Source organism: Aeromonas sp. FDAARGOS 1419, assembly GCF_019047045.1.
In the GTDB taxonomy this organism is placed as follows: Bacteria; Pseudomonadota; Gammaproteobacteria; order Enterobacterales; family Aeromonadaceae; genus Aeromonas; species Aeromonas veronii.
In genome coordinates this window covers 1,726,353-1,746,518 of record NZ_CP077209.1, presented here as the reverse complement: position 1 = coordinate 1,746,518, position 20,166 = coordinate 1,726,353, and the positions used below count along the sequence as shown (strand labels likewise).

The 20,166-nt window shown below is 60.6% G+C and carries 19 protein-coding genes and 3 tRNA genes; 11 read left to right on the top strand and 11 right to left on the bottom strand.

What is annotated here, in order from left to right:
* Nucleotides 1-17: 17 nt before the first annotated feature.
* The 11 genes from I6L49_RS07740 (at nucleotide 18) to I6L49_RS07690 (ending at nucleotide 10,224) form a co-directional block, all read left to right on the top strand.
* Nucleotides 18-2,219 carry a DNA internalization-related competence protein ComEC/Rec2 gene (locus I6L49_RS07740; protein WP_216951106.1) on the top strand — a complete coding sequence of 734 codons (2,202 nt, stop codon included), beginning with the start codon at nucleotides 18-20 and terminating at the stop codon, nucleotides 2,217-2,219.
* Between the two features lie 104 nt (nucleotides 2,220-2,323).
* On the top strand, nucleotides 2,324-4,087 hold the full coding sequence (gene msbA / locus I6L49_RS07735; protein ID WP_128815000.1) for a lipid A ABC transporter ATP-binding protein/permease MsbA: 1,764 nt from the start codon (nucleotides 2,324-2,326) through the stop codon (nucleotides 4,085-4,087).
* The gene (gene lpxK, locus I6L49_RS07730) at nucleotides 4,087-5,082 is read left to right on the top strand and encodes a tetraacyldisaccharide 4'-kinase (protein ID WP_216951105.1); all 996 of its coding nucleotides are present in this window, start codon (nucleotides 4,087-4,089) and stop codon (nucleotides 5,080-5,082) included. Before msbA ends, lpxK begins: the two co-directional genes overlap by 1 nt.
* Nucleotides 5,083-5,203: 121 nt before the next feature.
* Nucleotides 5,204-5,392 carry a Trm112 family protein gene (locus tag I6L49_RS07725; RefSeq protein ID WP_005347033.1) on the top strand — a complete coding sequence of 63 codons (189 nt, stop codon included), beginning with the start codon at nucleotides 5,204-5,206 and terminating at the stop codon, nucleotides 5,390-5,392.
* On the top strand, nucleotides 5,389-6,138 hold the full coding sequence (gene kdsB / locus I6L49_RS07720; RefSeq protein ID WP_216951104.1) for a 3-deoxy-manno-octulosonate cytidylyltransferase: 750 nt from the start codon (nucleotides 5,389-5,391) through the stop codon (nucleotides 6,136-6,138). The genes I6L49_RS07725 and kdsB overlap by 4 nt, the downstream gene beginning before the upstream one ends.
* A gap of 212 nt (nucleotides 6,139-6,350) precedes the next feature.
* A complete protein-coding gene (gene uvrY / locus I6L49_RS07715) occupies nucleotides 6,351-6,995 on the top strand; it encodes a UvrY/SirA/GacA family response regulator transcription factor (protein ID WP_005337448.1) in 645 nt (214 codons plus the stop codon).
* Nucleotides 6,996-7,122: 127 nt separating this feature from the next.
* Complete coding sequence (gene uvrC, locus I6L49_RS07710) at nucleotides 7,123-8,976, top strand: excinuclease ABC subunit UvrC (RefSeq protein ID WP_216951103.1); 1,854 nt, start codon at nucleotides 7,123-7,125, stop codon at nucleotides 8,974-8,976.
* 199 nt (nucleotides 8,977-9,175) lie between these two features.
* Nucleotides 9,176-9,730: a CDP-diacylglycerol--glycerol-3-phosphate 3-phosphatidyltransferase gene (pgsA, locus tag I6L49_RS07705; RefSeq protein WP_031227442.1), complete on the top strand. Its 555-nt coding sequence runs from the start codon at nucleotides 9,176-9,178 to the stop codon at nucleotides 9,728-9,730.
* Between the two features lie 181 nt (nucleotides 9,731-9,911).
* Nucleotides 9,912-9,987 (top strand) — tRNA-Gly (locus I6L49_RS07700).
* 35 nt (nucleotides 9,988-10,022) lie between these two features.
* Nucleotides 10,023-10,096 (top strand) — tRNA-Cys (locus I6L49_RS07695).
* 41 nt (nucleotides 10,097-10,137) lie between these two features.
* Nucleotides 10,138-10,224, top strand: a tRNA-Leu gene (locus I6L49_RS07690).
* A 253-nt stretch (nucleotides 10,225-10,477) separates the two neighbouring features.
* Here the strand turns inward: I6L49_RS07690 and I6L49_RS07685 are convergent.
* The 11 genes from I6L49_RS07685 to I6L49_RS07635 form a co-directional block, all read right to left on the bottom strand.
* Nucleotides 10,478-11,638, bottom strand: a complete 1,161-nt coding sequence (locus I6L49_RS07685; protein WP_216951102.1) for a phage late control D family protein — start codon at nucleotides 11,636-11,638, stop codon at nucleotides 10,478-10,480.
* A complete protein-coding gene (locus tag I6L49_RS07680) occupies nucleotides 11,638-12,129 on the bottom strand; it encodes a phage tail protein (protein WP_108541149.1) in 492 nt (163 codons plus the stop codon). Before I6L49_RS07680 ends, I6L49_RS07685 begins: the two co-directional genes overlap by 1 nt.
* Before the next feature lie 12 nt (nucleotides 12,130-12,141).
* Entirely contained in the window at nucleotides 12,142-14,577 is a 2,436-nt protein-coding gene (locus I6L49_RS07675) for a phage tail tape measure protein (RefSeq protein ID WP_216951101.1), read from the bottom strand.
* Entirely contained in the window at nucleotides 14,574-14,705 is a 132-nt protein-coding gene (locus I6L49_RS07670; RefSeq protein ID WP_216951100.1) for a GpE family phage tail protein, read from the bottom strand. The genes I6L49_RS07675 and I6L49_RS07670 overlap by 4 nt, the downstream gene beginning before the upstream one ends.
* A gap of 8 nt (nucleotides 14,706-14,713) precedes the next feature.
* Entirely contained in the window at nucleotides 14,714-14,998 is a 285-nt protein-coding gene (locus I6L49_RS07665) for a phage tail assembly protein (RefSeq protein WP_108541147.1), read from the bottom strand.
* A gap of 66 nt (nucleotides 14,999-15,064) precedes the next feature.
* The gene (locus tag I6L49_RS07660; protein ID WP_108541146.1) at nucleotides 15,065-15,583 is read right to left on the bottom strand and encodes a phage major tail tube protein; all 519 of its coding nucleotides are present in this window, start codon (nucleotides 15,581-15,583) and stop codon (nucleotides 15,065-15,067) included.
* 9 nt (nucleotides 15,584-15,592) lie between these two features.
* On the bottom strand, nucleotides 15,593-16,765 hold the full coding sequence (locus I6L49_RS07655) for a phage tail sheath protein (protein ID WP_216951615.1): 1,173 nt from the start codon (nucleotides 16,763-16,765) through the stop codon (nucleotides 15,593-15,595).
* 223 nt (nucleotides 16,766-16,988) lie between these two features.
* Nucleotides 16,989-17,396 carry a tail fiber assembly protein gene (locus I6L49_RS07650; protein WP_216951099.1) on the bottom strand — a complete coding sequence of 136 codons (408 nt, stop codon included), beginning with the start codon at nucleotides 17,394-17,396 and terminating at the stop codon, nucleotides 16,989-16,991.
* Nucleotides 17,397-17,407: 11 nt separating this feature from the next.
* The gene (locus I6L49_RS07645) at nucleotides 17,408-18,340 is read right to left on the bottom strand and encodes a hypothetical protein (protein WP_254127560.1); all 933 of its coding nucleotides are present in this window, start codon (nucleotides 18,338-18,340) and stop codon (nucleotides 17,408-17,410) included.
* A 1-nt stretch (nucleotide 18,341) separates the two neighbouring features.
* Nucleotides 18,342-19,757, bottom strand: a complete 1,416-nt coding sequence (locus I6L49_RS07640) for a phage tail protein I (protein WP_216951098.1) — start codon at nucleotides 19,755-19,757, stop codon at nucleotides 18,342-18,344.
* On the bottom strand, nucleotides 19,757-20,158 hold the full coding sequence (locus tag I6L49_RS07635; protein ID WP_216951097.1) for a hypothetical protein: 402 nt from the start codon (nucleotides 20,156-20,158) through the stop codon (nucleotides 19,757-19,759). The genes I6L49_RS07640 and I6L49_RS07635 overlap by 1 nt, the downstream gene beginning before the upstream one ends.
* Between the last annotated feature and the right edge of the window lie 8 nt (nucleotides 20,159-20,166).

Here is a 20,166-nt window from a genome sequence, read left to right as displayed (position 1 = left end):
TGCTAAATACTTGCTCCATGGATCTGCGTCTGTTGTCGTTTGCCCTGGGGGCAAGCTCCTCACTGCTCTGGCCATGGTTACCTTCACTCGCATGGGGGGGCCTGTTGCTGTCCCTGCTGATCCCCCTTGCATATTGCCGTGCCTGGCGGTGGCTGTTTCTCCTGCTCGGCATCCTCTGGATGCAGGCCAATCTTGCCTATCGGCTGGCCTGGCTGGAGCGGTTGGGCGATCAGACGAGCCACATGATAACCGCACAGCTGCAAAGTGCAGAGCCCGAGGGGGATAAATTTGTCCGGCTGCTGCTGCGGGTGAGCACCCTCGACGAGCAACCGGTGACACCTGAGCCCCTGATCCGGGTCAATGCTTATCAGGCATTACCCGCCATGACGGTAGGCAGCCGGATCACCCTGGTGACCTCGTTGAAACCGGCTCACGGTCTTGCCAACGAGGCGGGGCTGGATGGGCGGCGTCTGCTGCTGGGCAAGGGGATCACCGCCACCGGAAATTTGCGCCGGGTGATCGACATTCAACAGGCACCTGTGGGGTGGCGCGAACGCTGGTTGGGGACGGCGACCGAGAGTTGGCGTCCGCTTGACCATGCCCCCTTGCTGGCGGCGCTCACTTTTGGCGAGCAGAGCGGCATCACGGATGCCCAGTGGGAGCTGTTTCGCGGCAGCGGTCTGACCCATATCATCGCCATCTCAGGGCAACACATCGCGCTGGTGGCGGTGCTCGGGTGGTGGTTGGGCAGGCTGTTTGGTCTGCGCGGCGCCATCATCACCTCCCTGCTGTTTGCCGCCGTCTACAGCGCGTTGGCCGGATTTGCGGTGGCCACCGAGCGGGCCCTGATCATGGTGCTGGTGTGGAGTGTATTGCGCTGGAGCCGGCGAGAGTGGCCGGCCTGGCGCATCTGGCTGTGTGCCTTTGTTGTGCTGACCCTCTGGGATCCCTTCGCCCTCTATTCGGCCGGCTTCTGGCTTTCGTTTCTGGCGGTGGCCATCTTGCTGCTGGTGGGATATGCCCACGACAAGCCGGGGCTCTGGCAGATCCAGCTCTGGCTGCTGCTTGGTCTGCTGCCGCTGCAACTGGCGTTGTTCGAGGGGATAGCACCCCTTGCCATGGTGATCAACCTGTTGGCGGTGCCGCTCTTTTGTATCGCCATCATCCCGCTGGCGCTGATCGGTGTGCTGCTGGCGCCGCTATCCACCTCGCTTGCCTATGTCCTGTTCTGGCTGGCGGATTTGGAGCTCGGGTGGGTGCTGACGATCCTGAACTGGCTGGCCGATCAACTGCAACTGTGGTGGCCACTGCCCGGCTGGTGGCTGCCGCTTTGCACCCTGCTGTTGCTGCTCTGGTTCGCCGCGCAGTGGCGCCCGGCACGCTGGCTCTGGCTACCGGGTCTGTGTGCGCTGTTGCTGGCGCTCTGGCCAACGCCTGCCCGCTGGCAACTGCGGGTGCTGGATGTGGGGCAGGGGCTGGCGGTGCTGATCAGCAAGGGGGAGCGTGCCATTCTCTATGACACCGGCGATCGCTATCCCGGAGGCTACAACATGGCGGACGCGGTGATCCTGCCCCAGCTGAGCCATCTGGGGATCCGGGTCATCGATCGTCTCATCATCAGCCACAAGGATCGGGACCATGCCGGCAATCGCAAGCGACTGCTCAGCGCCATGCCGGTGCGCCACGAGCTCTCCTCTTATCCCTTCAGCGAGGGAACCACCCTTTGCCAGCGTGGGCAACAGTGGCGCTGGCAGGGGCTCGCGTTTACGGTGCTCTGGCCAGAACGCCCCGGTGGTGGGCGCAATAACGATGGCTGCGTGGTGCGTATCAGCGATGGGCAGCGCAGCGTGCTGCTCAGTGCCGATATCGAACGGCAGGCCGAACAGCGACTGGTGGCACTGGAGGGAGATGGGTTGGCCAGCACCTTGCTGGTGAGCCCCCATCATGGTAGTCGCACCTCTTCCACGCCCCCGTTTGTCGCGGCGGTAGCGGCGCAGGAGGTGATCCACAGCGCCGGTTTTATGAATCAGTGGGGCTTTCCCCGTCCCGATGTGGTGGCCCGCTATCGGGATGCCCGCCAGTGGATCACCGGTCAGCAAGGGGCGATGCTGGTTGAACCCACCGCAGCGGGCTTGAGCATCACCGCCGAGCGAGATCTGGGGCCCTGGTACCGGCGAAGTGGTGAGTGGTGGCGACCGCGAGTGTGGTTTGAGCAATAATCGGCCATTTCTGCCGTGTAGGAATGCGATATAGGTGGCGGCGCTTGGTGTAAGCCTGCGCTTTGGCTAGAATAGCCCGTCATTTCCATTACTAACGGCTATTCATGCAACAAGAAACCTCACAAGAGAGCTGGCCAGTATTCAAACGCCTGCTCGGTTATGTCCGTGATCGCAAGCTGGGCCTGGTCGGTGGCATCATCGGGATGCTGGGCTACGCCGCCGTGGATACCACCTTTGTCTACTCCATCAAGCCGCTGATCGATCAGGGCATCAATGGCAACGACAGCACCGTTTTGAAATGGATGCCTTTCTTCGTCCTCGGCATCGTGGCCCTGCGCGGTGTCGCCAACTTTCTCTCCAACTACTGCATGGCCTGGGTCGGCAACCATGTCGTGATGCGTCTGCAACAGCAGGTGTTCAATCACATGGTGGCGATGCCGATGAGCTTCTTCGATCGCCAGAACACCGGCCACCTGCTCTCCAAGGTGACCTATGACGCCAGTCAAGTCTCCTCGGCGGCGAGCACCACCTTGGTGACCCTGGTGCGGGAAGGGGCGACCGTGGTCGGTCTGCTCGGCCTGATGTTCTGGCACTCCTGGCAGCTGTCGGTGATTTTCCTGGTGGTTGGCCCGCTGGTGGGGGTCATCATCGGCCTTATCAGCCGCCGTTTCCGCCAGATCAGCCGTCACATCCAGCAGGCGGTAGGGGATATCACCACCTCCACCGAGCAGATGCTCAAAGGGCACAAAGAGGTGCTGATGTTTGGTGGCCAGAAGGTGGAAGAGAAACGCTTCTTCCAGGTCAGCAACAACATGCGCCAGCAAACCATGAAGATGGTCGCTGCCGATGCCATCGGCAGCCCGGTGGTGCAGATGGTTGCCTCCATCGCGCTGGCTGCCTTCCTCTATGTAGCTACCATCGACAGTGTGCGCAGCGAGCTGACTGCCGGTACGTTTACCGTCATGATCACCTCCATGATGATGCTGCTCAAGCCGCTGAAAAGCCTGACCGACGTCAATAACCAGTTCCAACGGGCCATCACTGCCTGCCACAGCCTGTTTGGTCTGCTCGACACCGAGCCGGAGCAGGATACCGGCACCCGCACTCTGGAGCGTGCTCGCGGCGAGATCGAGTTTCGCAACGTCACTTTCACCTACCCGACCAAGGACACCCCGGCGCTGCACAACGTCAGCTTCAAGGTGGAGGCTGGTAAGTCGGTGGCGCTGGTGGGCCGTTCCGGCTCTGGCAAGAGTACCATTGCCAGCCTGCTGACCCGCTTCTACGACATCGATCAGGGCGAGATCCTGCTGGACGGCATCAACATCCGCGAATACAAGTTGAGCGAGCTGCGCAAGCAGTACGCGCTGGTCTCCCAGCATGTTCATCTGTTCAATGACTCGGTGGCCAACAACATCGCTTACGCCGCAGAAGACAAATACAGCCGCGACCAGATCGTGCAGGCTGCTCGTATTGCCCATGCCGACGAGTTCGTCAGCAAGATGAGCAACGGGTATGACACTGTGGTTGGCGAGAACGGTGCATCCCTCTCCGGTGGTCAGCGTCAGCGTGTTGCCATTGCGCGCGCTCTGCTGCGCGATGCGCCGGTTCTGCTGCTGGATGAGGCCACTTCGGCCCTCGATACCGAGTCCGAGCGCCATATTCAGGCGGCCATCGACGAGCTGTGCAAGGCTCGTACCTCGCTGGTGATTGCCCACCGTCTCTCCACCATCGAGAAGGCGGACGAGATCCTGGTGATCGACGAAGGCCATATCGTCGAGCGCGGCAACCACGCGGCACTGATGGAGCAGCGCGGCACCTATGCCCAGCTGCGCGCCATTCAGTTTGGCAATGCAGGAAACAAGGCCTGATGCTGGAACGGCTCTGGTATCGCAAAAGTGGCTGGCGCTGGTTGCTGGCCCCCTTTGCCCTGCTGTTCGCCGTTATCAGCGGCAGCCGCCGCTACGCCTATCGTCACGGCTGGCGCAAGGGGTATCGCTCCTCCTTGCCGGTGATCGTGGTGGGCAATATTTCGGTGGGGGGCAACGGCAAGACGCCGGTGGTGGTCTGGCTTGTGGAGCAGTTGCAAGCTCGCGGCTATCGACCCGGGGTGGTGAGCCGTGGTTATGGTGGCAAGGCGCCCCATTACCCCTATCGGCTGGATGAGACCAGCACCACGGCGCAGGCCGGAGATGAGCCGGTGCTGATTGCCCGGCGCTGTGGCTGTCCGGTGGTGGTAGCCCCGAAACGGGCCGACGCGGTACGACTGCTGGAGCAGAGCGGTGAGGTGGATATCATCATCACCGACGATGGCCTGCAGCACTACGCGCTGGCCCGTGATATCGAGCTGGTGGTAGTGGACGGCGCCCGCCGTTTCGGCAACGCCTGCTTGCTGCCGATGGGGCCGCTGCGCGAGCCGGTCACTCGTCTCAAACGGGTGGACGCCATCATCTGCAACGGCGGCGAGCTGGGCAAGGGGGAGTACCCCATGCAACTGGTCGCCGACACCCCGCGTCGGGTGCGCGACGATGCACCGCTGGCCGCCCCCTTGTCGGGGCCGGTCGATGCGTTGGCGGGGATCGGTCATCCGCCCCGCTTCTTTGCCACCCTGGAAGGGCTCGGCTACCAGCTGGAGCAGCAGGCCGCCTACGGCGATCATCACCCCTTCGATCGGGATGAGTTGGTTGGGCGCTTTGCCAGCAAGCCGCTGCTGATGACCGAGAAGGATGCGGTCAAGTGCCGCCCGTTTGCCCTCGATAACTGGTGGTATCTACCGGTCAGCGCCGAGTTGCCCGCCTCCCTGCTCGACACCCTGCTGCACAAGCTGGGGGCGAAGGCAAAGGGCGCGGCCAGGGCGCAAGATTAATCTCTCTCGCCTCGGCGGGGGAGCTGGGGGTTGATATGCCCCGTATGGAATAGCTGGTTGCTCGACATCCATCGCTGGCGTGATGAAGCCGCCAGCGCGACATCGTTGAAGGAGTATCGTTTTGGCTTTGGACATCAAGTTGCTCGACATCATCGCCTGCCCGGTCTGCAAGGGTAAGCTGCATTACAACAAAGCAGTTCATGAGTTGGTCTGCCGCTTCGACAAGCTGGCCTATCCGCTGGAAGAGGGGATCCCGGTACTACTGGAGAACCGTGCCCGTCCGCTCAACAGCGATGAGCTGCCGTCATGAGTTTCGTCGTCGTCATTCCGGCCCGCTATGCGTCAACTCGTCTGCCGGGCAAGCCGCTGGCGGATATCCATGGTAAACCCATGGTGCAGTACGTGGTGGAGAAAGCTCTGCAATCAGGTGCCGATCGGGTGATCGTTGCCACCGATGACGAGCGGGTACAGCAGGCACTGCAGAGCACCGGCGTCGAGGTGTGCATGACCTCACCGGATCACCAGTCCGGCACCGAGCGTCTGGCCGAGGTGTGCCGTCACTACGGCTTTGCCGCCGATACCATCATCGTCAATGTGCAGGGGGATGAGCCGCTCATTCCGCCCGCCATCATTCGTCAGGTAGCGGATAATCTGGCCGCCGCCACGGCGCCGATGGCGACCTTGTCGGTGCCGATCAAGGATGCCGAAGAGGCGTTCAATCCGAACGCAGTGAAAGTGGTGACTGACAAGGATGGCTACGCCCTCTACTTCAGCCGCGCCAGCATTCCCTGGGATCGAGATCGTTTTGCCAACAGTCACGAGCAGATTGGCGACCACTACCAACGCCATATCGGCATCTACGCCTATCGCGCTGGCTTTATCCAGCGTTATGTAGACTGGGCACCGAGCGTGCTGGAGCAGGTCGAGGCGCTGGAGCAGCTGCGGGTGCTCTGGTACGGGGAGAAGATCCACGTCGCCCAGGCCCTTGAAGCGCCGCCGGTCGGGGTGGATACCCAGGCCGATCTGGAGAAGGTGCGCGCCTTTTTGGCCAAGTGATGGCCACAGCACTAACGTCATGAAAAACGGTGTCGCAAGGCACCGTTTTTTGTTTTGAAAATTTATATAATTATTTGATTTTAAACGCTAAACATGGGTTTTCTCAAACTTTTGGCGTGCATGGTTTGCCAAAGCGACGAGTTTGGTTATGATGCAAGACGCCCTGTTAACCCTAACCGGGCGGCTAAAACGAGATAAAACGGGGTGTTTGGGTGATAAATGTATTCCTGGTCGATGATCATGAGCTGGTGCGTACAGGGATAAGACGCATTCTTGAAGATGTGCGCGGGATCAAGGTGGTGGGTGAGGCACAGAGCGGCGAGACAGCAGTTACGTTCTGTCGCCAACACCATCCGGACGTGATCCTGATGGACATGAACATGCCGGGTATTGGTGGTCTGGAAGCGACCCGCAAAATTCTGCGGATCCGCCCCGATGTGCGCATCATAGTGCTGACCATTCATTCAGAAAATCCGTTCCCCACCAAGGTGATGCAGGCCGGCGCCGCCGGTTACCTGACCAAGGGGGCTGCCCCTGACGAGATGATCCAGGCGATCCGGTTGGTGCACTCCGGTCAGCGCTACATCTCCCCGGAGATTGCCCAGCAGATGGCCCTCAGCCAATTTGCCTCCGCTGACGAGAATCCCTTCAAGTCCCTCTCCGAGCGCGAGCTGCAGATCATGATGATGATCACCAAGGGGCAGAAGGTGACCGATATCTCCGAGCAGCTCAACCTGAGCCCGAAGACGGTCAACAGCTACCGCTATCGTCTGTTCAGCAAGCTGGGGATCAACGGTGACGTGGAACTGACCCATCTGGCCATTCGCTATGGCATGCTGGATGCCGATACCCTCTAATCGGGTGGCGTGTGGTCACAAAGGCGGCGCGTGCCGCCTTTTTGCTTTTCTGTCCTTTTGCTTTTCAGGCGGCGGGGGCAGTATGCTCTGCCCGTCAATTTTTGCCTTTGTGTGAGCCGAGTAGCTGATGACCCTCTCTCCCGAACCTCTCTTCGACAGCAAGGCGTTTCTGAGCGCCGTCACCCATCAGAGCGGCGTTTACCGCATGTATGACAACGGTGGCACCGTGATCTATGTGGGCAAGGCCAAGGATCTGAAAAAGCGGCTCGCCTCCTACTTTCGCACCAACGTCGACAGCATCAAGACCCGCACCCTGGTGCGCCAGATCGCCGATATCCAGGTCACCGTCACCCACACTGAGACCGAGGCGCTGATCCTCGAGCACAACCTGATCAAGCAGTACCAGCCCCGTTACAACGTGCTGCTGCGGGACGACAAATCCTACCCCTGGATCATCATCACCGCGCACCAGCATCCACGCATCGGCGTCCATCGCGGTGCCCGCAAGATCAAAGGAGAGTACTTCGGCCCGTACCCCTCTGGTGGCGCGGTGCGCGAGAGTTTGCATCTGATGCAGAAGATTTTTCCGGTGCGCCAGTGCGAGGATGCGGTCTATGCCAACCGCACCCGTCCCTGCCTGCTCTACCAGCTCAAGCGTTGCGCTGGCCCTTGTGTTCCTGGACTGGTGAGCGAAGCCGAATATGCCCAGCAGGTGGAGCTGGCCAAGCTGTTTCTGGCGGGCAAGAACCAGCAGGTGATTGGCGAGCTGGTGGGCAAGATGGAGTCCGCCAGCGGCGATCTGCGCTTTGAAGAGGCAGCCCGCTATCGGGATCAGATCCTGGCGCTGCGCCGGGTTACCGAACAGCAGTCGGTGAGCGGCAACGTGCTGGACGAGCTGGATGTGGTGGGGGTCGCCTTCCAGCAAGGTGCGGCCTGCATCCACGTGCTCTTTATCCGTCAGGGCAAGGTGCTCGGCTCGCGCAGCTACTTCCCGAAAGTGCCGGCCGATACCCAGCTCGACGAGGTGGTGCAATCCTTCCTGCTGCAGTTCTATCTGTCGGGGCAGGGAGGACGGCAGATCCCGAGCGAGGTGCTGCTCGACGTGGCGTTGGAGGACGAGAGCGTCATCGCCGAGACCCTGAGCCAGACCGCCGGTTACAAGGTGCGGGTGGTGAGCCGAACTCGCGCCGAGCGGGCCCGTTTTATCAAGCTTGCCTCCATCAATGCCGAGACGGCGCTGCGCTCGCGGCTTGTTCACAAGAGCACCATCACCGCTCGCTACGATCAGCTGGAAGAGCTGCTGGAGCTTGAGCGCCCCATCGCTCGCATGGAGTGTTTCGATATCTCCCACACCATGGGGGAGCGCACCGTGGCCTCTTGCGTGGTGTTCAACCGGGAGGGGCCGCTCTCATCGGAATATCGTCGTTTCAACATCGACGGCATCACCGGCGGTGATGACTACGCGGCGATGGAGCAGGCGCTGGAGCGCCGCTTTGGCAAGCAGCAGGAGCCGGACAAGGTGCCGGACGTGCTGTTTATCGACGGTGGACTCGGCCAGTTGCGCCGCGCCGAAGAGATCCTGGCCCGTCAGCTGGAGTTTCTCGGCGGTAAATATCCGCTGCTGGTGGGGATTGCCAAGGGGGTCACCCGCAAGGCGGGGTTGGAAACTCTCATCATGGGGGAGAGCCACGAAGAGCTGCATTTACCGGCAGATATGCCCGCTTTGCACCTTATTCAGCATATTCGCGATGAATCTCACCGTTTTGCCATTACCGGGCACCGGGCAAGACGGGCCAAGGCCCGCACCAGCAGCAGTCTGGAGGATATTCCGGGGGTGGGGCCAAAGCGGCGGCAGGCGCTGCTCAAATATCTGGGCGGCCTGCAGGAGGTCAAAAAGGCGAGCGTGGATGAACTTGCCAAGGTACCCGGCATCAGTCAGGAGCTGGCCCAGACCATCCACGATGGCTTGCACAGCGCCTGAGCAGGGTTAGCGGCATGGCAAAATCGCTAACTCCTTGATGCACAAGAGCCGTGACGCGGGGGGGCCGTAAATGCCATAATGGCCCTCGCATTTTGAGAAGATTGATGGATTAAAAAGACCAAGACGGGCGCCAGTGCGGTTGCATCGCAAATCGGCTTTGGCGCACTATGTAGCGACGTACAAGAAGTGGCTGAAAATAATGACAAACATACCTAACCTGTTGACGTTTTTCCGGATTTTGCTCATTCCCGTCTTCGTCATCCTGTTCTATCTGCCTTATCAATGGTCCTATCTGGCTGCCGCCATCATCTTTATTCTGGCCGCTGCCACCGACTGGTTTGATGGCTATCTGGCTCGCAAGCTCAATCAGTCCACCGCCTTTGGCGCCTTCCTTGACCCGGTTGCCGACAAGATCATGGTCGCCGCCGCACTGGTGGTTATCGTCGAACACTACAACACCATCTGGGTGACCATCCCCGCCATGACCATGATTGGCCGCGAGATCATCATCTCCGCCCTGCGCGAATGGATGGCCGAGCTCGGCAAACGCTCCTCGGTGGCGGTCAGCTGGATTGGCAAGTGGAAGACCATGATCCAGATGGTGTCGCTCACCGGTCTTATCTGGCAATACAACGTCTGGATGGTGTGGCTCGCCTATGTGATGCTCTATGTCGCTACCGTGCTTACCTTCTGGTCGATGTTCCAGTACATGAAGGCCGCCTGGGGCGATCTGACTCACCACGCCAACCTGTGAGTCACTTGCGCCGCAAGGTGAGGTTTACGCTGATTTGAGGCAGGAAACGGCCAAAGGCGCTAAAACTGTTCAAAAAGGGCAAAAAACGCCCGAACGATCAGGTAATTAAATATTTCTGGTTGACTGGGCGAGGAACATCGCTAGAATGCGTCCTCGTAGTCAGGCAGTCAGCCAGACCAATGCGGGAATAGCTCAGTTGGTAGAGCACGACCTTGCCAAGGTCGGGGTCGCGAGTTCGAGTCTCGTTTCCCGCTCCAAATTCAGACAATAGAGAGCCAACTCTCTTTTGCATGGCGCGTTAGCAAAGCGGTTATGCAGCGGATTGCAAATCCGTTTAGTCCGGTTCGACTCCGGAACGTGCCTCCATATTGACAAGCCCGCCACGCGAGCTTGATACCGATTGCGGTGCCCGAGTGGTGAAATCGGTAGACACAAGGGATTTAAAATCCCTCGACGTTCGCGTCGTGCCGGTTCGATTCCGGCCTCGGGCACCATTAAAATCAAAGAGTTACGAAAGGCCACTAAAATAGTGGCCTTTTTCTTTTGCCTAAATGGCGACAAAGTGGCGACAGCGCTTTTTTAAGCGGTTCACCCTTCCTGTAATGTTGAGTAACAGGATCTTCTTGTATGATGCCGCTCTGCCTGATGGCGCACTTCATGCGGCGCCTTTCCCTGGCCATGTCTCGGTGCGTTGTCAGGCAGAATGAGAAGGGCCTCACATTGTGGGGCCCTTCTCGCATCCAGATATCACTCAGGCAGCTCTGCCAGTTTCACTTCTAGTTGCAGGCGGTTGGTGTAGCCCAGGTCGGTGAGGTCGTGAACGACCTGGGTGAGTAGCCATTCGGCCTCGTCGATTTGCGGTTTGAATCCCCTGACCGTGGTGGGTTGTTCCGGGTAGAGCTCTGGTCGGCCTTTGGCCAGGGTGATCTGAAACTCGGCCACGCCCCGCTGCAGCTTTTCCCACTCAGCCCGAGCTGCCCTCATTGCGTTGCCTTGGCTGGCGTAAACGTGGCGCAGTTCCTTGACGTTCTCACTGTCGCCAACCAGCAGCTCGTTCTCCTTCTTGTTGACCACCACGCCCGGCGGTAGCGGCCGTTCCTCTTTCGGTTTGGTCTTCCGCTTGCGTTTCACCTCGATTTTCTTCTTCTCGGCGGCTTTGTTGTCTTGCCAGTAGGCGATGACTCCGGTGTAGGCGTCGCGGTCTGCCACCGAGAACTGGTGCTGATCGCCGTCCTGGCGGGTGATGGTGATGGCAGGAAGTGGCTTACCGCTGGCGGTGGTGCCGTTGCCCGCCTTGATGAACATCAGGCGGCCAGATTTGACGGTGGCGATGGCATCCTGCTCTGCTGCCAAGCGGGTGAGAAAGGCCAGATCGCTCTCGTTGGTCTGGTCGATGTGGTCAATCACCATCCCCTTGAAGGCGTCGCCGACGCTCGGTGTCAAGCCATAGCGGGCGGCCAGCTGCTCCACGATGGCGCCGATGGTTTCGAAGTGCCAGCTGCGCTCGCGCAGTTTGTTCATGCCGCCGCGCAGGTCTGCCGACTTGCCCCGGATGGTGAGTACATCCGGTGCGCCGCCGTGTTCCACCTCGTCAATTTTGAAGGTGCCTTTATCGACCAGGGGGCCACCTTGCCAGCCGATGCTGGCTTGAAGGGTGGCCCCACGGCGCGGCATGGCCAGCTTGCCGTCGCTGTCATCGAAGGCGATTTCGATGGTATCGGCCGAAAAGCCCCGGTTATCGGTGATGGTCATGTGCATCAGGCGCGGGCGTAGGGTGCCCGAGACATCGCGACCATCGACCTGCACCTGATAGGCGGGCGCTGGATGTTGTTGGCTCAGGGCATCCAGCTGGCTGGTGATGCCAAGGTTTTCAGTCAACCGGGTACCGAACTGGTCGAATGCCCCCATCAGAGCAGCCCCCCGAGTTTACCGCCCACCGTGTTCAGCAGCTTGCCAACGCCCAAGCGACCGAGCAGGTTGCCCGCAGTGCGACCGAGCAGGGTGTTGCCGAGGGAGCTGTCGTTGTCATCGACCCGTTTCAGCTTGATACTGAACTCGATTTTTCGGGCGCTGCCATCCTGGAAGAACTCGCTGCGGGTGGTGCTGATCCCTTCTATCACGAACGAGCCGCGCATCACGCCATCCCCCTGGATCAGGGGGAAGGCTTGGCCGCTGTCGCCCATGCTATTGAGCATATCGAGGGAGACGGGTCCGCCGGTGAGCTCTGGATAGAGCACCCCGCTTAAGTGACTGAGCTCGTCATCTGGCCCGAGGTACTGGTATGAGGGGCGGGCGCCGACCCGGTTATTGCCCGGGTGGCGCCATGATTTTTCGTCTTGTTGGGATTGCGGGGCAACTGTCGAGCGCATAAACACGAACCAGCCCAGGGTCATCATCATGGTGGTTGCTCCTTAGTTGCGGTCGGTCAGGGAGGCACGGCCACTGGCGGCCGCCTGCCGTTCGCGTCGATCCAGTTCGCGGCGCACCTCTTGTGCCACATCGGTGGCGGATTGTCCCGGCTGCTGGGTGATACTGATCGGGGCGTGGATCTGGGTGGTGCTGTTGCCTCGGGCCACTGGTCGCACCGGGGTGACGATGCGCGGGCCGTATCCCGAACCGCCCGCCATGGCCGAGGTGTTGTAGTTACCGGTGAGGTAGCCGGACGGATTGACGTTGGCGGTGACCGAGCCGCCCCCCTTCATCCAATCCGGCAGCAGGTCGGTGAGGGTTTTGATCTTGTTCTTCAAGCTCTCCCACTTGGCACTGATGCCGCCAATCAGGCCGTCGATGATGGCCTTACCCTTGTTGGCGGCCCCTGCTGGCAGGGTATCGAAGAAGGCCCAGATCTCGTTCCAGTGCATGATCAGCATGCCGATGGGGGTCCATGAGAAGAGCTCTTTCAGGAGTTCCCAGAAGGCGAGAGCAGGGGCTTGGCACTGGGTCCATAGGTCGCTGAACCACTTGGTGACCCCATCCCAATTTTTATAGAGCAGGTAGGCCCCGGCCGCGATTGCCACAATCCCCATGATGAACCAGCCGATCGGGGTGGTGAGCATGGCAATCCCGAGCCTGACCATGCCCATAGTCAGCGCTTTGATGAAGGTCAGCAGCGGGCCGCCATAGACCAGCAGGGTTGAAAGCCCCATCTTGATGGCGGCCAGTGGCCCCAGCAGACCGGCCACAATCAGCAACAGTGACCCGCCAGCAGCAGCCGTTACGGCGGTGACCGCCGCGATACGGGTCAGGGTAGAGGTAAGCTCTGGGTTGGCCCGCATCCAGTCGCCGGTGACCTGGATGATCTCGGTGATGCTTTGGATAATGCCGCGCAGTGGGCCGTTCTCGGTCTCCATCATCTGGATGCCTACGTCGTCCCAGGCGGAGGTAAGGTTGTCCAGGTCGCCGATGGCGTTATCGGCCATCACCTTGGCGACCTTGCCCGCTTCCCCCTGGGTTTGCTTCAACGTGGCGATCAGCTCCTGCAGCTTGCCGGAACCGGCCTGCTCGGTCAGTACGGTCAGGGCGGCGAATGCCTCTTCACCGGCGATGGCCTTGAAGTAGCCCGAGCGGGTTGCGTCCCCCATCTTGCTGGTTTTCTTGTAAAGCTCGTCCAGGATATCGGGCAGCGAGCGCAGGTTGCCCGCCGCATCGGCGGTCTTGACGTTGAGGGCAGCCAACGCATCGTTAGCGGCCTTGGGCGGAGAAGCCAACCGGCCGAGAATCGCGCGGATGGCAGTCCCGCCCATGCTGCCCTGAATACCCGCATCCCCCAGCTTGCCCGCCATGGCGGAGGCGGTTTCAAGGTCGACCCCGAGCCCTGCGGCCACCGGCCCCACGTATTTCATGGTTTCACCCAGCATCTGCAAGTCGACGTTGGCGCGGGTGAAGGTGCCGACCATCACATCCCCCAAGCGGGTCATCTGGTTGGCCGGCAGCTTGAAGCCGGTCAGGATGTTGGAGCCGATATCGGCAGCAGCGGCAATCTCGACGCCGCCCGCCTTGGCGATATCTAGCACCCCGGGCATGGCGTCACGGATTGCCTTGGGGGTGAAACCTGCCATGGCCAAAAAGCCTTGGCCCTGCGCCGCTTCGCCCGCCGTGAAGGCGGTATTGGCGCCGAGCTCCCGCGCCTGAGCCCGCAGGGCGGCCAGTTCGCTGCTCTCTTTGCTCAGCCGGGTGATCGCTTGCACCTTGGACATATCGACATCAAAGCCCATCGCTTTGCCCGCAATATTGGTGCCCTTGTAGATGGCGGCGGCCCCGGTGGCCATGCCTGCGGCGCCATAGCCCGCCAGGGTGCCGCGCATCGACATGGTTTTGTCGTAGTTGGCTTTGATCTGGTTGAGGCGCTTTTGCTGGTCGGCCAGCTGGCCAAGCTTGGCCCGTTGCTGGTCGAGCTGGCTGTTGGCGGCAGCGAGATCGCTCTTGAGCTGACGCTGGTGCTGGCCCAGCTGTTTGGTGTTGATGCCTGTCTCGCCCATGGCCCGTTTCAGACTGCCGTGACGGGCGACCATTTCCCGCTCTTGTTGGGAGAGGTCGCGCACCTTTTGCTTGGCCTGTTCCATGGCGCGGGTCATGGCCTTGGTCGGTTGCTCGACCTTGGCGAACTGCTGCGCTATCTGTTGGGCGTCGCGCTGGGCCTGGGTCAGCTGGGCGCGGGTTGCGCCAATCTGCTGGCCGAGGGTGCGATAGCCATCAATCTGGCCGCTCTGGGCTTCCAGCTCCTTGATGCGCTTTTTCGTGTCGACCAGGTCTTTGGCGGTGATGCGGCTCTGGCCGCTGGCTGCCTTGAGGGGGGCGGTGAGCTTGTCGATCCCGTTAAGCAGGATTTGAAGTTTGAGAGGGTTCATTGTTGTTCTGCCCCGTTGATGCGGTTGTGAGTCTCAACGAGGCGTTGGTGCCAGCCCATCAGCTCGCTGATCTCCATGACCGCCATCTCGGACGGCGGCCAGTGGGCGATGATGGCAATCTCGGCCATCAGGTCATCTATGCAGTGAGGTAAGCCTCCTGCTGCGAGCCCATCAAAAAACCGACCACCACGACTCCGGCTTTGAGCAGGTCAGCCGGATCCATGTCGTTCACTTCTTTTTCGGTCAGGTCAGTGATGCGGGGCAGCAGTTTGATGAGGGTATCGACGTTCATCTGGACGATGTCCATGGTGTTGAGCCCGCGCAGGTGGCCCGCCTTTTTGGGGCTGCGGATGGTCAGACTATTGAGGGTGCTCTCGCCGCGCTGGATCGGGGTGTCGAGGGTGATTTCTTTCTGTTCCATGGTGTAGGTTCCTGTTGTTGATGTGGTGAGGGCGGCAGTGTGCCACCCGTTGGATGGGGGAATGGGTTAGAGGCCGATGGCTTTGCGGTGCTCGGCCATTCGGTCGACGCCATCGGGGCCGATCTCGATCATGTTGAGCAAGTCGATTTCGTGGATGACGGCCCCGTCAATGGTCACTTTGTAGTAGGTGTTAACCATGGTGACCTTGGCCTGGCTGTTATCGCCGACCTTGGCGGTGCCCCAGTCGATCTCTTTGAAGCGGCCTCGGGTGAATACTTCTACGGCCTGCACACCGACGACATCATCACGTTGGATGGAACCGGCAAAGCGAAGGGCGATGCCGTCGATCTTGCCATTGCCCATCTTGCCCAGGATCTCGGCGCTGTAGCCTCCCATGGTGAAAGAGGTATCGAGAGCGCTGTCATCCAGCCCCATGTCGATGTTGACGGCGCCGCCCATGCCGCCGCCGCGATAGGCTTCGAACTTGCGGGAGAGTTTTGCAAAAGTGAAGTCTTCCGCTTCACCCACCCAGTTAGTGCCGTCGGTGAACATGTTGAGCTGTTTGACTTTTCTTGGCAGTGCCATGGTGGCTCCTTATGCTGCGGCCGCGACGCGGGCGCCGAAGTCGATGAGGTAGGAATCGGTGATGCGCTGGATGAAACCGAGGTCTTCGAGTGGCGGCACCGGGGTGTAGTTGTAATCAATGCGTAGCTTGCCCGCCTTGAGGGTGTCCTCGTCGTTGAGCTCCTCGTTGTACCAGCAGTCAAACCCGAGCAAGTAACCGCCGTTCACCAGCTCGCGCCCCTTGGCCTTGATGCCTTCGACGATGTCTTTGACCAGGGAAGGGTGCAGCGGCTTGTCGTTGGCCCACATGTGCGCCTCGGCCATGGTGTCAGCCAGGATCTGGGCGGTGCGGGTGTAGTTCTCGAAGGCGAACAGGGGATCATCGGAGCAGGTGCGGTTGCCCCAGTAGCGAAAGCCGTCAGAGCGGATCAGGGCGGTGACTTCGTTGGCGTTGAGCAGGCCGACCTCGGTGTCGGGGTCTTGCAGATCCCAGAACAGGTTTTTGGTGATGCCATCGACCCCGGTCACGCCGACGTTCGACAAGGTCTTGTGCCAGCCAATCTCTTTGTCGATCAGCGCCCGCATGGCGGCGGCCTTGAGGCAGGCATCGAGCTTGATGCTGGCATTGGTGGTAACGTCCCATGCGGTCCAGTCGGCATGCACCAGCATCAGCTCTCGGCTGGAGAAGTTTTCACGGTAGGCAAGTGCGGCTTCGACGGTCTCGGCGATGGTCGGCACGTAGGCAAAGGCGCGCAGCTTCTTGGCCATGCCCGCGAGAGCCGTGGATACCGGCAGGGTGCAGTTGTCCGGCACGCAGAGGATGCGCGGCTTGACGCCGGTGGCCGGGGTGGCCCGCTCCAGCGCCTTGAGGCCGGTATAGCTACCATCGGGCTTGATGGTGCCGATGATGTTGCTGGTCAGGGCTGCTGCATCCGCGCCTTTGGCCACACGCACGGCGATAACGATGGTGTTGACGGTGTCATAGATGGTTTGCAGCGAGCGCTTGAGGTTCCCCTCGCTGCCCGCCTTGGCGATGGCTGCCGGCAGGTTGGCGATCAGCACAGGCTTGTCGAGGGGGAAGTAGGTGGCGTCGGCGTCTTCGCTGGTGCAGACCATGCCGATCACCGCCGTGGCGACGGTGCGGATGGTGCGGGTACCATCGGTCGCTTCGACGACGCGCACGCCGTGGTGGAATTGGTCCAGTGCCATAGGTTCTCCTGTTGTCCGGACGGAGCATTCTTTGCGTAGGTAATGCAGGTGATGTGAACAGGGTCAGGATGCAGGGGCAGGGGATCGCAGGCGAGCGGCGGCCAGTGTATCTGGCGTGGATACACTGGAGAGGCGGTGACAATGGAGGGATGGGAGGCAGTAACGAAACACCCCGGCTTTCGTTATGTCGACACGGGGTGCTTGATGAGATGAGGGATTAGCCTGGTTTGACTGGCCAGTTGATCGTGCTTGGCCAACCCGGTTGCCGGTTAGCACGGCTGACCTCGACCGTGTATTGGCGCCATTGATGCAGGACCTCTGTTTCTTGCGCTGAAAGTTGCCCCAATGAATCCAGATAGATAAGGGGCTCCATCTGCACGGATGCCTCTTTGAGCTTCTGCTGTTGAATCTGCATAGCCTGCTCAAGTAACTGCTGTTCTGTCGCTGGGGGTGGAGATGTCAGTATCGGTTGCCCCGTGTTGCTGATGGAGATGACCAGCCCTTGTGATTCGCCTTCGCGCAGCTGTTGGTATGTTTCATCACTGATTTTGATGGCATCGGTGGGAATGTGGGCACTTAACCCGACCAGATAGAACCCTTTGGTTGAGGGTGAGTATTGATACATGTCGTCCTCCTTTAGCAGCCGATGGCGATGTAGTTCACGCCGATGGCCCCTGCTGCCGTCATGGCACTTGATTTAATGGCAATCTGGGTGGTCGATACTCTGGTGTTAGCATCCAGGGTGAATGCGGGAACGGTACCGTTGTTATGGAAAGCTCCACCTCCCAGCACTTTGGTCGGGAATGCCAAGGCGTAGGTCAGGGTCACCGCTTGGCTATTTGGTGGGATAACGCCTGTACCCCACGCCAGCATCCATCCCCCCATCCATGATGGGGTGACGATATAGCCGTTGTTTTCCAGCAGGGCTGAAAAGCCAAATCGCAGCTTTTTCGGGGTAATGGCCACATCATCGGCTGATCCCGCATTGGTTTGTGCCTGGGTGGCCACCTTCATCATGCCGAGTACGGTTTCTGATGCCTGCTTGACCCATGCAAACAACTTCTTGGCGGTAACGAATTTAGTGTCGTCACTGCCGGTATTCACTTCTGCCTGGGTGGCTACTGGCGCGATACCTCTCGTTGCCTCAGTGGCATATTGCGTTGATGAAACCGCATCGGTGATGCCATAGCCCGCCAGGGTGGTGGGGTTGCTGCCGGCGGTGATGTTGCCCTTGGCATCGACGGTGACCGAGCGATAGGTACCCGCCACCACCCCCGAGTTTTTATAGGTGGCTGTGATGGTGATGTTGCCGCTGCCATCAAATGCCGCCTGACCGGTCACATCACCAGCCAGGGCGATATTGCGGGCGGTGCTGAGCTTGTTGGCCTTGCCGGCGGCCGTGTTACCCCCTTCGATATCATCGACGTGTTTTTTCAGGTAGGCGGTACGGTTGGCCAGTGCTTGCGCCTGCTTGTTGGAGATGCCGCCCGGGCCGCCCAGCACCGGATCACCGGTTTCTAGTTGGTAGATGCCAGCCTCCCAGCTGACGACCTCTTGTAAATTCGCCATATCACGAGGCTCCGTGGTTGTAGTTGCCGTTGTAGGTTGCGGTGCCGTTATAGATAACGGGCGCCCGGGTGTAATCGAGTGCGGAGAGGTGGCAGCGGGCCGGGGCCATCTCTGCCAACAGGCGCTTGATGCGGTTGGCCTGTTCGGTGGTGACCGGGCGGGTCAGAATGACCCGATAGACCGCCCAGCGGGTCGGGTCGCCGTGGGGTTCGTTGCCGTTGTAGCTGAGGGTACCGTCATAGCGGCGGCCGGTGGCGCGCTCGATGATGGTGCTGTCACCAAAGCCCAGCACGTTCAGCGCCTCCTTGATAGCCCACGGGGTGCCCTTGCGCTGATGCAACCTGAATGAGGCTTTGATCAGCGCCCGTTGCTGGTCTTCCGATTCCGCCAGCTCCCACCAGTCCACCGAGCGTGCCCATGCCAGCCAGGGCAGCAGCGGCGCCGGGCAGGTGTCGGCAAAGCGGGTGGAGGTAATGACTTCTGGTGTCAGGTTGTAGGCCAGCGCGGCGGCGGTCAGGTGCTCCAGCCGGGTTGCAGAGGGTGGCAGCAGATCCCGGGCTGCCGGGGTTGCCAGTGGCAGGCGATGCACCTTGTGCGACCCCATGCCACCGGCATCGACCCCTTGGGTCGCCAAGCGAGTAATGGTGGTGAACGGGCCTACCAATGGGGGTGCTAGTCCATCGTGTGCCAGGGTGATGGTCAGGGCTGGCTGGGTTGCTGCTGGCAGGGCTGGTGCCATCGGGTAGATGATCTGGGCGTACTTGGCGATCGGTGTGCCCATGGCGCCGGTAAAGGCGGTTGCCACCTGCGCCAGCTTGGTTTTCAGCAATGGCGCACCATGCTGACCGTCAGCCAGATCACCGATGGTCTGTCGCACCCTGGCCTTGTGGCTGCCGATAGCGGCGAGATCGAACCCTGCAGGAGCCAGCCGTTGCTGAATGGTCGGCGCCTTGATCGCATCAGGGGGTAATCCGCCGGTACCGAGCCGGGTTCTGACTCCCGCCGTGCCGACCATCCCCGCATCAAGCCCGACAAGGGTTATCTGTGTTGACATGTCAGCCGCCCCCATGGCGAGCAGGTCGCCCATTGTTGCAACAGTGGCCCGGATGGTCGTCGCGGGTTCACCCTGTGCGCCATCGCTGATAGCGATGGCTTTGGTGCGGCTGGTCAGCTTGTTGGCCCCGGCTGCAAACTGGCTGATCCCGGTTGGCTTGGCGCGTTGAATGAGCGATGCCATCCCGACTTGGCCTGCTTCTATCCCTGCCACTGTCAGGCCGACACTGACCCCGGCAATGGCCTCCGGCGCCGGATCATCTTGCCCCTGCAGGGTGCCCCGATAGATGGCTGCCCCGTCATGTGACAGGGTGCCGTCGTGATAGGTGAGTGACCCGCGCCAGACGGGATAGAGGGTTGCCATCAGAGCTTGAAGATCTTATTGGGGCCGTTATCCCAGGCGATGATGATGTCGCCGCCGTTGGTGCTGACTGGCAGGCCCGCCGCCGTATCGAACAGGGCGATCAGCGGGCTGGTTGCGGCGTTGCCGGTGTCTTTGTAGATGGCGCAGTAGTTGACGTTGGCGGTTGGCACTGCCGAGAACGTGACATCCGCCGCGTCGAGCACGCCTGCGGCCACGGTTTTGCTGGTGAGGGTCTGCGGGGTGCCGACCACATGGGCCGAAATCCCGCTGTAGAACTCATCGCTGGTAAGGGTTGGTGAATAGGTGCTCTTGAGCAGGGCACACTTGAGGGTGTCGGCGCTGGCATTGATGGCGCCGGTGAGAAACTTTTCGCGGCCTTTGTCATAGAGGGCGTTTGCCATGGTGGTGT